The organism is Flagellimonas marinaquae (assembly GCF_023716465.1).
In the GTDB taxonomy this organism is placed as follows: Bacteria; Bacteroidota; Bacteroidia; order Flavobacteriales; family Flavobacteriaceae; genus Flagellimonas; species Flagellimonas alginolytica.
On sequence record NZ_CP092415.1, the window covers coordinates 405,592 to 419,801 of the forward strand.

A 14,210-nucleotide genomic window follows, 5' to 3' on the forward strand; every position below is an offset into this window, starting at 1 on the left:
GTTGAGAATTTAATATGCTGTGTTTTTGTTGTTCGAAAACATTAAAAAAAGGATGATTTACCTATAAATGGAACACACCTAATTTTAATCACCCAACAAAATTACCCAGACATATAGGGGTAGAAAATAATTGTTGTGAACGCATTAAATCCTACGGTCTAAGCCCTAATAATTGAGGTTAACCTTTTTTCTTTTTTATCATTTTTTTAAGACAGTTCGCCGATAAGCCCAATTATATCGACCAATGCCAAAAGTGAATTTCAATGAGATTCTGTTACGAATGTGCTTTGGCCGGAAAAACGGGCCCTTTATAGAAACCGAGCATAATACCCTATAAAAAAAACGGCCCTTTTTAATAAAAAAGGGCCGTTTTAATTTGTTTTGAATCAACGTCTACTCATAAATTATGAACTCCGACCTTCTATTGAGCTGATGTTGTTCCTCTGAACATTGTACGCCGTTGGCACAATTGTTCACCAATCGGGTTTCCCCGAATCCTTCTCCTTTCAATCTTTCTGAAGATATTCCTTTGGACATCATATAATCAACTGTTGATTGTGCTCTTTTTTGCGACAACCAAAGGTTATATGCGTCCACTCCTCTACTATCGGTGTGCGAGTTGACCTTTATTTTTAAGCTCGGGTATTTTTCCATAGCCACGATTACCTTTTGTATTTCTATTTCTGCGTCCGGCCTAATGTTATATTTGTTAAGATCAAAGTAAATCGTGCTCAATTGAAGTAGCTTTGCCAAATCATCCCCAAAACCTCCGGTAACCAAATCGCGTTCCAGATAAAAATCGACAATTTTCGGTTTTCCATCGGATATGGGTAAATACTCTTCGGCCGGAACATATCCGTCCCGAGAAGCCCGCACAAAATTGCCTTTGGAACAATCCAATTCCAAAATATAATTTCCGTTGGAATCCGTTATGGTAGAGGAAACCTCATTATTTTCCTCATCAATTATTTTTACCGTTGCCCCTGCCAACACTTCGTTGGAAATTCTATCTCGTACGGTCCCGGTAATTTCCTGAATACAATCCAACATTAGAGGTTCGTTCTCCACAAACTCATAAATATCATCGTCTCCCATTCCCCCATCACGGTTGGAAGAGAAATAACCAGTTTGGTCGCCCGGGTCGTATATGTATGAAAAATCGTCCTTGGGGGTGTTAATGGGTCTTCCCACATTGACCACCGGTTGTGTGTAATCGTTGTATGCGATCTTGGTCGCGAACACATCCAACCCACCTAATCCCTGATGTCCATCCGAAGAAAAATAGAGCACGCCATCAGTAGAAATAAAAGGAAATGTTTCCCTTGCCATGGTATTGATGTTACTCCCCAGGTTCTTGATCGGGCCATAGGTGCCATCACCTATAATCTCGGTAACGAAAATATCCGATTCTCCCAGACTTCCCGGCATGTCGGAAACAAAATAAAGTTTCTTGCCGTCGGGGCTTAACATCGGATGGGCCACGGAATATGAATCACTATTAAATGGAAGTTCCACAATATTCGTCCATATACCATCAATATTCTCGGCACTATAGATCTTTAGCCTTATAATTCCTTCTTCATCCTTTTTCTTTCTTCCATCGAAAAAATTATTTCGTGTAAAATACATCGTAGATCCATCTTTGGAAACTACCGAAGTAGATTCGTGCAGTCTGGTATTTACCTCTCCCCCCAACTTTACCACTTTATTGTTGGATATACTGTCGGCATTCACTTTGTAGAGATCCAAAAAGTCCCTGGCGTTCCAAGTATGGCGGTATCGCGCAAAATTACCTGTGTCGCGGTCAGAGGCAAATATGAGTCCTTCTTCGTAATACGCTGCTGCGAAATCGGAATACTTACTGTTATAAGGAAACTGTTTGACAGAATACCTTCCTGAATTCTTTTCAATTTTGGCCATGTAATCTTCGTCATAGTCTACCATGGACGATGTCATTTCCTTGAAACTGGCCATAATTTTTGCTGCATCGTCATATTCGCCTACCGACTTTAAGCTTTGTGCATATCGGAATACATCTTCCACCGACATCTGATCAGGGTATGTTGCCTCCAATTTTTTGTAGATTTCGGCCGCTTCTTGGTATTTAGCGTTGAAGTAATAAGAATTCCCCAGTTTCTTTAATAAATCTGCGGAGGTATAACCTTTATCCAGCACTTTTTTATAGATATCTATGGCGGGACTAAAGGAATATTGATTGTAGCGTTCGTCCGCCTTTTCCATTATCCGAACCAGTTGTTTGTCGGGGATACTATCTTGCTGGGCCGACACTTTAACAATACCTCCGCAAACGATAATCAATAATGTGAGTAATCTTTTCAGCATTCCGGTCTAAATTAAAAGAATCTTGGTGATATGGTCCTTTGGAACGATTTTAACAATTCCAACCTTAAGAAAACTTCAAATGAACCATCGTTAAACTGCGTTCCGCCCAATTCTGTGGTCTCGCGATCATAGGCCAACCCTAGCATAATCTGGTCGGTAACCTGAAATCCTACCAGGCCACTTACTGCAGCATCCCAGCGATAAGCCGCTCCAAAACTGAACTTGTTGGCAAATAGGAAACTGGCGGAAAGATCTACTTGCAAAGGCGCACCTCCCACAGCTTTGGTAAGCAAAGCAGGCTTAAACTGCAGGTCGGCACCCAAATCGAACACATATCCGGTTATCAAATAAATATTCATTCGTTCTGCTGAGAGAAAGTTGATACCATCGTCCGAATTATCGTTATCAAAATATTCGGATTCCAACACGTTAGGGGCAGAGACACCAGCATAAAACTTATCGGTATGATAGTAGATTCCCAATCCAAAGTTTGGAGTAAACCTATTATCTATATTGTTCTGGTTGACCACTTCTTGGTCAAAATTCCGCAACCCATTAAAGTCGAGGCTCAACATGTTTCCCCCTGCCTTTAACCCAAAGGATAATTTTGCATCCATGGAGACATCGATCGTATAGGAGACCACAGCATCCAAATAGGTTTCTTGGACCACCCCGTCGCCAATATTGTCGTTCACAATGGAAATCCCATATCCCAACCTACTGTTTCGTATGGGAGAATGCAAGTTCAAGGTAAAGGTTTCCGGTGCTCCATCTAGACCAACCCATTGCGAACGGTACAAACCGGCAAAACTTAATTGTCCTCTGGAACCGGCGTAGGCAGGGTTAACACTCAAAGTATTGTACATGTATTGGGTGTACTGTGCATCTTGTTGGGCCTTTGCGCCTGTAATGATCGCGCCAACAAACAACAATGCTATAAAAAAATGCTTCTTTATCATTCTATCAAAATAGTTACCTGCTTATATAAATGTATTCGGAATCCGTGAAACTTCCTTGGGCCGTTTCATAGTTAAAAATATAAAAATAAACCCCGGCCGGTAGGTAATCATTAACGCTAATAGCCGATCTACCTCGAACCCGTCCATCAAAAACATTGTTCACGTTATCGTAATTGGCACTTTCGAAAACTTGGGTTCCCCAACGGTTGAATATTTTCAATGTGCTCGACTTTATGTACTCGACCCCTCGAATAAATAGGAAATCGTTCTTAAGGTCTCCATTAGGGGTCAACATTTGATTTACTTCGATTTCTTCTACAATCACCGTAACTATAGCAGTGTCGCAATTATTTCCGTTTGCAGCTTCGCAAATGGTATATTCTATGGTATATGTTCCTACCGGTGTACCCGGGAACACCCTTATACTGCCATCTTCTTCGACAGACAATTCGTTCGTAGGTGTCGATGTGAGTATAACATCAGTAATTGAAACGGGATTGTCATTGAGGGTATCGTTGTCCAGAACATTACTATTTTCTATTGGTCCCCCGCCGATTCCAGCATTATAGGTATCGTCCACTGCATCAATTACATTTTCCATCCCTTCTATAATCTCAACGGCCACTGTTGCTGTATCACAATTATTGACATCCATCACATCGCAAATCGTGTATTCAATGGTATAGGTTCCCGCCTCGGTTCCGGGGACTACGCTGATGGTCCCGTCCGCATTGATGGTCAACTGGTCCGTTGGTGTGGAGGTCAACACCACATCTGCCAAGGAAACAGGTTCTCCATTATATGTATCGTTGGATAGCACATTGCTGTTCGGAATGGTTCCCCCATCTCCCGTTTCCGCCACAAAGGTATCATCTGCGGCATCAATAGTGTTACCCATACCTTCTGAAACTTCAACGGTCACCGTTGCTGTATCACAATTATTGACATCCATCACATCGCAAATCGTGTATTCAATGGTATAGGTTCCCGCTTCGGTTCCGGGGACTACGTTGATGGTCCCGTCCGCATTGATGGTCAACTGATTCGTTGGGGTGGAGGTCAACACAACATCTGCCAAGGAAACAGGTTCTCCATTGTACGTATCGTTGGATAGCACATTGCTGTTCGGAATGGTTCCCCCATCTCCCGTTTCCGCCGTAAAGGCATCATCTACGGCATCCAGCACATTGCCCGGTCCTTGGAGCACCTCAACGGTAACAGTAGCGGTATCGCAATTGGCGGAATCGGCTACATCGCATATCGTGTATTCAATGGTATAGGTTCCCGCTTCGGTTCCGGGGACTACGTTGATCGTACCGTCCGCATTGATGGTCAACTGGTCCGTTGGCGTGGAGGTCAACACAACATCTTCCAAGGAAACAGGTTCTCCATTGTACGTATCGTTGGATAGCACATTGCTGTTCGGAATGGTTCCCCCATCTCCCGTTTCCGCCGTAAAGGCATCATCTACGGCATCCAGTACATTGCCCGGTCCTTGGAGCACCTCAACGGTAACAGTAGCGGTATCGCAATTGGCGGAATCGGCTACATCGCATATCGTGTATTCAATGGTATAGGTTCCCCCTTCGGTTCCGGGGACTACGCTGATGGTCCCGTCCGCATTGATGGTCAACTGGTCCGTTGGCGTGGAGGTCAGCACCACATCTTCCAAGGAAACAGGTTCTCCATTGTACGTATCGTTGGTTAGCACATTGCTGTTCGGAATGGTTCCCCCATCTCCCGTTTCCGCCGTAAATGTATCATCTACGGCATCCAGTACATTGCCCGGTCCTTGGAGCACCTCAACGGTAACAGTAGCGGTATCGCAATTGCCGGAATCGGCTACCTCGCATATCGTGTATTCAATGGTATAGGTTCCCGCTTCGGTTCCGGGGACTACGCTGATGGTCCCGTCCGCATTGATGGTCAACTGGTCCGTTGGTGTGGAGGTCAGCACCACATCTTCCAAGGAAACAGGTTCTCCATTGTACGTATCGTTGGTTAGCACATTGCTGTTCGGAATGGTTCCCCCATCTCCTGTTTCCGCCGTAAATGTATCATCTACGGCATCCAGAGCATTCGCTCCGATTTCTATATAAATCGTGGCAGTTGCGCACACACTTGGGTCGGGCAGTATGTTGCACACCTGATACACTATGGAAACGGTGGAATTTGATTCAGATGTTTCCGGTATATAGTTTACAAAACCAGTATCATTATTAAAAACAACTACTCCAACAGCGCTGCCTCCAATTCTTTCAATATTGGTAACACCGACATTGTTAGGTGCATTGTTGGGAAGAAAATCATCATTCTCCAAAATGTCTATTGCAACCTCAATAGTTGCGGGTGTCGAACCAAAATCGTCATTGGCATTTACCGTCAAAGGGTCAGGGTCCGTATCATTCGGGTTTCCGTCGCCATCACAATCAAGGGATTCCCAATTTGCAGATTGCGGCAGGGTAACGCTTTCTGGATTATAATCGCACGGATCTAAAGGATCCGTACCATCTTCCTTCTCATCGCCGTTGGTCACCCCATCACCATCACAATCGGCGTCTATCCAAGTAGAATCGGGGGTGACGGTTTGACTTTCCAGTTTAAAATCACAGGAATCCAAAGGATCGGTTCCATCTTCTATCTCGTCGCCGTTGGTAACCCCGTCGCCATCACAATCAGCATCCAGATAGTCCCCACTTTGTGGTAGGGTTACACTATCTGGGTTATATTCGCATGAATCCAATGGGTCTGTGCCATCTTCCTTCTCATCGCCGTTAGTGACCCCATCTCCATCACAATCCAAGTTCTTCCATTCCTGGGACGGTGCACAATCCTGGTGCTCCAAAACAAAATCGCAAGGATCTAGTGGATCCGTACCGTCTTCTTTTTCCTGGCCATTACTTACCCCATCTCCATCACAATCCAACTTCTTCCATTCCTGGGACGGTGCGCAATCCTGGTGCTCCAAAACAAAATCGCAAGGATCTAGTGGATCGGTACCGTCTTCTTTTTCCTGGCCATTACTTACCCCATCTCCATCACAATCCAACTTCTTCCATTCCTGGGACGGTGCACAATCCTGGTGCTCCAAAACAAAATCGCAAGGATCTAGTGGATTGGTACCGTCATGCTTTTCCCTGCCATTAGTAACCCCATCCCCATCACAATCCATTTTTTTCCATTTGTAAGACGGCGAACAGTTCTGGTGTGCCAAAACAAAATCACAAGGATCTAAGGGATCGGTACCGTCATGCTTTTCCCTGCCATTAGTAACCCCATCCCCATCACAATCCATTTTTTTCCATTTGTCGGACGGTGCACAGTTCTGGTGAGCCAAAACAAAATCGCATGGGTCATTTGGGTCTGTACCATCTATATTTTCTTGATCTGTGGTAACCCCATCGCCATCACAATCGTCGCTTCCGTAACAAAACGACAAAGGATCCCATAACGAAGTTCGCTGAAAACCAAATGTAAGGGATTGAGAGTTATAGCTATTTTCTAGATCGAGACCTAAGGGAGTTGTAAAATCAAAAGTATTGGCTGCACTAAAATGCGATGCAAAGCCAAATACCACAAAGAACATCGTAAACACGAACTGTTTGTGTAGCGGGTTATTTAGTCTCACAAAAGTAATTTTGTCCATAAATGATAAGTTTTGGTCAACTATCACCATGGCAAAAAGTGGTTCTCGTAATTGTAAGAAAATTGGGGTTTTCTTGTTTGTTTTAATGTCACTGGTCCATTTGACACATCTCGACACAATTACGTCACATAGTTAAACTATTTGACTATCACCTCCTATTTTAATCGATAAAAGGCATGTTCATCAATATTATTGACTGGATTGTCGATTCACCAATGGTATATAACCCACACTTTAATGGTCAGTGCTATTAAAACGGCCGAAAAATACTTCACTTTTTCGTTTTGACCGGTTTATTTCGGTAATTTTTTTCCAATAATATTAACAATCGTGATTCATTGCCAAAATTCGGGGCATAACAGATAAATCCACTATTTTTGCCGAAATTTTTGTTGATGGAATTTCAAAAGGAAATAGCGAAACGAAGAACCTTTGGTATCATTTCCCACCCGGATGCCGGTAAAACTACTTTGACCGAAAAATTACTTTTGTTCGGTGGTGCGATCCAAGAAGCGGGAGCCGTAAAAAGCAACAAAATAAAAAAGTCCGCTACGAGTGACTTTATGGAAATCGAAAGACAAAGGGGTATTTCGGTCGCTACTTCGGTTTTAGCGTTTATTTATAAAGACAAAAAGATAAATATCCTGGATACCCCAGGGCACAAAGATTTCGCCGAGGACACATTCCGGACCCTCACCGCGGTGGACAGCGTTATTGTTGTTATTGATGTGGCAAAAGGTGTGGAGGAGCAGACGGAAAAACTCGTCGAGGTCTGTCGTATGCGAAATATTCCAATGATCGTTTTCATCAACAAATTGGATCGTGAGGGAAAAGACGCTTTTGATCTCTTGGACGAAGTAGAACAAAAATTAGGTTTGTCCGTTACCCCTTTAAGCTTTCCGATAGGCATGGGATACGATTTCAAGGGAATCTACAACATCTACGAAAAAAACATTAATCTGTTTAGCGGCAATAGCAAAAAAAACATCGAGGAGACCATTGCTTTTGATAACCTCGACAATCCAGAGCTTGAAGAAATTATCGGGGCCAACGCAGCCGAAGAGTTACGCGGCAACTTGGAACTGGTAGATGGTGTTTACCCGGATTTTGACAAAGAAGCCTATCTTAAAGGTGAGTTGCAACCTGTTTTTTTTGGTTCTGCACTGAATAATTTTGGTGTACGTGAACTTTTGGATTGTTTTGTGGATATCGCTCCCTCTCCCAGACCAAAAAAGGCCGAGGAACGTTTGGTCAAGGCAGACGAAAAGGATTTCTCCGGATTTGTATTTAAAATACATGCCAACATGGACCCCAAGCACCGGGACAGATTGGCTTTTGTTAAGATTGTTTCAGGTACTTTTGAACGCAACACTCCCTATCTACACGTAAGACAAGGAAAAAAGCTAAAGTTCTCCAGCCCAAACGCATTCTTTGCAGAGAAAAAAGAGATTGTGGACATCTCTTATCCAGGGGATATTGTGGGGCTTCATGATACGGGCAACTTTAAGATAGGGGACACTTTGACCAGCGGTGAAGAACTGCACTACAAAGGCATTCCGAGCTTTTCTCCCGAGCATTTTAGATATATCAACAACGCAGACCCAATGAAGGCCAAGCAACTGTACAAGGGAATTGATCAATTAATGGATGAAGGTGTCGCCCAATTGTTCACCCTGGAAATGAACGGAAGGAAAGTTATTGGAACCGTTGGTGCTCTGCAATATGAAGTTATCCAATATCGATTGGAGCACGAGTACGGGGCCAAGTGTACCTATGAAAATTTTCCGGTCCATAAAGCATGCTGGGTAGAGGCTGAAGATGAAAACAATGAAGAGTTCCAAGAATTCAAAAGGGTAAAGCAAAAGTTTTTGGCTACCGACAAAAGAGGGCAATTGGTGTTTTTGGCAGATTCCCCATTTTCGTTACAGATGACCCAACAAAAGTACCCTTCCGTAAAACTGCACTATACTTCAGAGTTTGAATAATCCTTTTTTTAACCAACGCATACAAGGTTGAAAACGAATTGATTATATAAGTTCATATTTCTTTTTTTTGTACATTGATTGGTATAACCAATTAATTAAGCAAACTATGACAACTACAGTAAAACCGCCTACTTGGTTCTGGGTGGTAAGCATTATCGCACTTTTATGGAATTTAATGGGTGTTTTCAACTATCTCAATCAAGCTTTTAACCAACAGGCTATCTTAGAAACTTTAGACCAAGCACAACGTGAAGCTTTCGAAGGCATACCGGAATGGGCCACGGCAGCATTTGCCCTTGCTGTATTCTCCGGAACTTTGGCCTGTATTGGACTACTGTTGCGTAAAAAATGGGCCCGGCCACTATTTATTCTTTCGCTATTGGCCGCAGTGGTTCAATTCATCCATTGGTTGTTTATCTCCAATGCCGTGGAAGCTTTTGGACCTTCTACATATGCCATGCCCGTAATTGTGATAATAATTGGGATTTACCTGATTTTATTCTCTAAAAAGGGAATTGAGAAAGGTTGGTTAACATAAAATCAATAAAAAAAGCCCCTTTTAAAAAGGGGCTTTTTTTATGCTTCTCCAGTAGGGCCAAAATTCAATGGAATCGGAGGTTGCTCATAGTCCTGAATTGTTCCATGGGCACTTTCGAACCTATTTACATTTTCATTTAATGCCTTGAGCAGTTTTTTGGCATGTTGTGGCGTTAGGATTATTCTGCTTTTCACCTTTGCCTTGGGAGCGCCCGGCATCAAACTAATAAAGTCCACCACAAACTCTGATACCGAGTGGTTGATTATAGCCAAATTGGAATATGTTCCTTCCGCTGTTTTCTCATCCAACTCTATATTGATCTGTTTCTGATTCTTCTTTTCTTCAGCCATATTGTATTTATCTTAAAAAGAAAAACCCCGACCTAAAGGCCAGGGTTTGTTTTTATTTAGAATTTGAATTCCTCTTTTCGAGCCATGATTTCATCGTACTCCTCTTTGGAACCTACAATGATACTGTCATAATCCCTCATACCTGTACCGGCCGGAATCTTATGTCCTACGATTACATTCTCTTTCAGACCTTCCAAGGTATCAACTTTACCGCTAACAGCAGCTTCGTTCAATACTTTTGTAGTTTCCTGGAACGATGCCGCAGATATAAAGGATTTGGTCTGCAATGATGCTCTTGTAATACCTTGCAAGATAGGTGTTGCCGTTGCAGCAACTGCATCCCTTGCAACCACCAAGGTCTTGTCCTCTCTTCTAAGAATAGAGTTCTCATCCCTTAGCTCACGTATTGTTACTATCTGTCCTGGTTTCAACCTTTCGGAATCACCAGCATCCTCAACAACTTTTTTACCGAAAATCTCATCGTTCTCGTTGATAAAGTCATCTTTGTGTGCCAATTGATTCTCCAAGAAAATGGTATCACCTGGATCTTGAATCTTAACTTTACGCATCATTTGCCTAACAACAACCTCAAAGTGCTTATCGTTAATCTTTACACCCTGTAAACGATATACTTCCTGCACCTCGTTCACCAAGTATTGCTGTACTGCAGATGGTCCTTTAATGGCCAAGATATCCTCTGGGGTAATTGAACCATCGGACAATGGCATACCGGCACGTACGTAGTCGTTCTCCTGGACCAAAATCTGGTTGGACAATTTAACCAAGTACTTTTTGATATCACCTGTCTTAGATTCAATAATGATTTCGCGGTTACCACGCTTGATCTTACCAAAGGAAACAACACCATCAATCTCGGATACAACGGCAGGATTGGATGGGTTACGGGCCTCGAAAAGCTCGGTCACCCTCGGAAGACCTCCGGTAATATCCCCTGCCTTAGCAGATTTACGTGGGATTTTCACCAAAATCTTACCTTCCTTCACCTTTTCGCCATCATCGATCATAAGGTGTGAACCAACCGGCAAGTTGTACGAACGCAATGTTTCTCCTTTACCATCCTTGATCAACAAGGTTGGAATAAGTTTTTTGTTCCTACTTTCGGAGATTACTTTTTCTTGGAAACCGGTCTGTTCATCGATTTCTACTTGGTAAGTAACCCCTTGCTCAATGTTTTCGTAGGCTATCTCTCCAGAGAATTCGGAAACAATAACACCGTTATATGGATCCCACTCGCAAATAACAGTTCCCTTTGCTATTTTCTCGCCATTTTTAATGTACAGCTGAGAACCATAAGGGATGTTGTTTGTACTTAAGGTAATTCCTGTTTTTGGGTCAACAATCTTAACTTCGGATGTTCTGGAGATAACAATATTGGTTTTTCCACCTTCACTATTTTCTCCTTCTACCAACCTTAGGTCCTCGATTTCGGCAACACCATCAAATTTAGACTCCAATTTGTTGTCCTCGGAGATGTTACCTGCAATACCACCCACGTGGAAGGTACGCAACGTTAACTGTGTACCAGGCTCACCGATGGACTGAGCGGCAACAACACCTACGGCCTCACCCCTTTGTACCATTTTATTGGTAGCAAGGTTACGTCCATAACATTTGGCACATATACCTTGTGGCGCCTCGCACGTTAATGGTGATCTTACTTCTATCTTCTCGATCGGAGCTGCTTCTACCCTTTTAACATCGGCTTCATTGATCTCTTGACCTGCTCTTAGGACAAGCTCTTCGGTCAATGGGTTGTAAACATCGTGTAAGGATACCCTACCTAGGATTCTCTCACCCAAAGTTTCAACAACTTCCTCATTTTTCTTCAAAGCTTCCACTTCGATACCTCTCAAGGTTCCACAATCTTCGCTATTAACGATAACATCCTGTGAAACATCCACCAAACGACGGGTCAAGTATCCAGCATCCGCAGTTTTCAAAGCGGTATCCGCAAGACCTTTACGTGCACCGTGGGTAGAGATAAAGTATTCCAAAATCGATAATCCTTCCTTAAAGTTGGAAAGAATCGGGTTTTCGATAATCTCTCCACCTCCTGCTGTAGATTTTTTAGGCTTGGCCATCAATCCACGCATACCGGTCAACTGACGAATCTGTTCTTTGGAACCCCTCGCACCAGAATCCAACATCATATACACAGAGTTGAATCCTTGTTTGTCCTCTCGAATTCGCTTCATGGCCAACTCGGTCAACATGGCGTTGGTAGAGGTCCAAACATCAATTACCTGGTTGTAACGTTCGTTGTTGGTAATAAGACCCATGTTATAGTTCATCATAATACCATCAACTTGTCCATTGGCCTCTTCGATCATATCCAATTTCTCGGCCGGGATGATAATATCTCCCAAACTGAAGGATAGACCACCTTTAAAGGCGAAATCGTATCCCATGGCCTTAATTTTATCCAAGAAATCCGCAGTAGTAGGCACATCGGTCACTGCAAGAATGTCCCCGATAATGTTTCTAAGGGCTTTCTTGTTCAATACCTGGTTGATGAATCCTGCTTGTTCCGGCACTTCCGTGTTGAATAATACACGACCTACCGTGGTTTCTATAATTTGATAGACCAACTCACCTTCTTCGTTAAAGTCCTTTGCCCTAACCTTGATTCCGGCGTTAAGTGATACTTTTTTCTCGTTGAAGGCAATCTCCACTTCTTCAGAAGAATAGAAGGTCAAACCTTCACCCAACACAGGCTCTTCTGGTGTGGATTTTTTATGCTTGGTCATATAATACAATCCCAAGACCATATCCTGAGATGGTACGGTAATCGGGGAACCGTTTGCTGGGTTAAGGATGTTCTGTGAAGCCAACATCAATAATTGAGCTTCCAAAATGGCCTCTGGCCCCAATGGCAAGTGAACTGCCATTTGATCCCCATCAAAATCCGCGTTGAATGCGGTACATGCCAATGGGTGCAAACGAATCGCCTTACCTTCGATAAGTTTAGGCTGGAACGCTTGGATACCCAAACGGTGCAATGTGGGGGCACGGTTCAACAATACTGGGTGCCCTTTAAGGACGTTTTCAAGAATGTCCCAAACTACGGGCTCTTTCTTGTCTATAATCTTTTTAGCTGATTTAACCGTCTTTACGATACCTCTTTCTATCAACTTACGGATGATGAACGGCTTGTAAAGTTCGGCAGCCATATCTTTAGGAAGACCACATTCGTACAATTTCAATTCCGGTCCAACAACGATTACGGAACGAGCAGAGTAATCCACACGTTTACCCAAAAGGTTTTGACGGAAACGACCTTGTTTACCTTTCAATGAATCGGAAAGGGATTTCAATGGTCTATTTGATTCTGTTTTTACCGCAGATGCTTTTCTTGTGTTATCGAAAAGGGAATCCACCGCTTCTTGAAGCATACGCTTTTCGTTCCTCAAGATCACTTCTGGCGCCTTGATCTCCATCAAACGCTTCAATCGGTTGTTTCGGATAATTACCCTACGGTACAAATCGTTCAAATCTGATGTGGCAAAACGACCACCATCCAACGGTACCAACGGACGCAATTCCGGCGGAATCACAGGAATCACCTTCATGATCATCCATTCAGGGTTGTTCTCCCTGTTGTTTTGTGATTCACGTAATGCCTCGACTACCTGAAGACGTTTCAATGCTTCGGTCTTACGTTGTTTTGATGTTTCGGTGTTCGCCTTGTGACGTAGTTCGTACGACAATTGCTCCAAATCTATTCTGGACAAAATGTCAATCAAACATTCGGCACCCATTTTGGCGATGAACTTATTGGGATCGGTATCCTCCAAGTATTGGTTCTCGGTAGGAATGGATTCCAAAATGTTCAAATATTCCTCTTCGGTCAAGAAATCCATTTTGTGGATTTCCTCACCTTCTGGACCTTTGGCAATACCAGGCTGGATAACCACATACCTTTCGTAGTATATGATCATATCCAACTTTTTGGAAGGCAATCCCAAAAGGTATCCTATTTTGTTTGGCAGTGAACGGAAGTACCAGATATGCGCTACGGGAACCACAAGGTTGATGTGCCCCACACGATCTCTACGTACTTTTTTCTCCGTTACTTCAACACCACAACGGTCACAAACGATTCCACGGTAACGGATTCTTTTGTACTTACCACAGGCACATTCATAATCCTTAACGGGACCAAAAATACGCTCGCAGAACAATCCATCACGCTCTGGTTTGTGCGTTCTATAGTTAATGGTTTCGGGCTTCAACACCTCTCCACGGGACTCTGCCAAGATTGACTCTGGAGAGGCCAATCCGATGGAAATTTTGTTGAACCTTTTTTGTGCGTTATTATCTTTTATTCTAGCCATAACAATATGGTGATGATATAGTTAATGTAATATA

General features: G+C 43.0%; 7 protein-coding genes. 2 read left to right on the forward strand and 5 right to left on the reverse strand.

Going from position 1 to position 14,210, the window contains the following annotated elements:
- Window positions 1-393: 393 nt before the first annotated feature.
- The 3 genes from MJO53_RS01840 to MJO53_RS01850 are packed head-to-tail and all read right to left on the reverse strand — an operon-like array spanning window position 394 to window position 6,948.
- Window positions 394-2,343, reverse strand: coding sequence for an OmpA family protein (locus MJO53_RS01840; protein WP_252080258.1), 1,950 nt, complete (start codon window positions 2,341-2,343; stop codon window positions 394-396).
- Window positions 2,344-2,354: 11 nt separating this feature from the next.
- Complete coding sequence (locus tag MJO53_RS01845) at window positions 2,355-3,302, reverse strand: type IX secretion system membrane protein PorP/SprF (RefSeq protein ID WP_224837701.1); 948 nt, start codon at window positions 3,300-3,302, stop codon at window positions 2,355-2,357.
- Window positions 3,303-3,315: 13 nt separating this feature from the next.
- On the reverse strand, window positions 3,316-6,948 hold the full coding sequence (locus tag MJO53_RS01850; RefSeq protein WP_252080260.1) for a gliding motility-associated C-terminal domain-containing protein: 3,633 nt from the start codon (window positions 6,946-6,948) through the stop codon (window positions 3,316-3,318).
- Window positions 6,949-7,343: 395 nt separating this feature from the next.
- On the opposite strand from MJO53_RS01850, the gene MJO53_RS01855 reads away from it, so the two are divergent.
- Both MJO53_RS01855 and MJO53_RS01860 read left to right on the forward strand, forming a co-directional pair.
- The gene (locus MJO53_RS01855) at window positions 7,344-8,933 is read left to right on the forward strand and encodes a peptide chain release factor 3 (RefSeq protein ID WP_224837699.1); all 1,590 of its coding nucleotides are present in this window, start codon (window positions 7,344-7,346) and stop codon (window positions 8,931-8,933) included.
- Between the two features lie 106 nt (window positions 8,934-9,039).
- Window positions 9,040-9,471: a hypothetical protein gene (locus MJO53_RS01860; protein ID WP_252080261.1), complete on the forward strand. Its 432-nt coding sequence runs from the start codon at window positions 9,040-9,042 to the stop codon at window positions 9,469-9,471.
- Window positions 9,472-9,509: 38 nt separating this feature from the next.
- Here MJO53_RS01860 and MJO53_RS01865 read toward each other — a convergent pair whose 3' ends face one another.
- The gene (locus MJO53_RS01865) at window positions 9,510-9,821 is read right to left on the reverse strand and encodes a DUF3467 domain-containing protein (RefSeq protein ID WP_224837697.1); all 312 of its coding nucleotides are present in this window, start codon (window positions 9,819-9,821) and stop codon (window positions 9,510-9,512) included.
- 56 nt (window positions 9,822-9,877) lie between these two features.
- Window positions 9,878-14,176 carry a DNA-directed RNA polymerase subunit beta' gene (gene rpoC, locus MJO53_RS01870; protein WP_252080262.1) on the reverse strand — a complete coding sequence of 1,433 codons (4,299 nt, stop codon included), beginning with the start codon at window positions 14,174-14,176 and terminating at the stop codon, window positions 9,878-9,880.
- Window positions 14,177-14,210: the final 34 nt, after the last annotated feature.

Excerpts from the sequence above, each read along its gene's own strand:
- MJO53_RS01850 (WP_252080260.1), bottom strand. The coding sequence starts at position 6,948 with ATGGACAAAATTACTTTTGTGAGACTAAATAACCCGCTACACAAACAG.
- rpoC (WP_252080262.1), bottom strand. The coding sequence starts at position 14,176 with ATGGCTAGAATAAAAGATAATAACGCACAAAAAAGGTTCAACAAAATT.
- MJO53_RS01840 (WP_252080258.1), bottom strand. The coding sequence starts at position 2,343 with ATGCTGAAAAGATTACTCACATTATTGATTATCGTTTGCGGAGGTATT.
- MJO53_RS01855 (WP_224837699.1), top strand. The coding sequence starts at position 7,344 with ATGGAATTTCAAAAGGAAATAGCGAAACGAAGAACCTTTGGTATCATT.
- MJO53_RS01845 (WP_224837701.1), bottom strand. The coding sequence starts at position 3,302 with ATGATAAAGAAGCATTTTTTTATAGCATTGTTGTTTGTTGGCGCGATC.
- MJO53_RS01865 (WP_224837697.1), bottom strand. The coding sequence starts at position 9,821 with ATGGCTGAAGAAAAGAAGAATCAGAAACAGATCAATATAGAGTTGGAT.
- MJO53_RS01860 (WP_252080261.1), top strand. The coding sequence starts at position 9,040 with ATGACAACTACAGTAAAACCGCCTACTTGGTTCTGGGTGGTAAGCATT.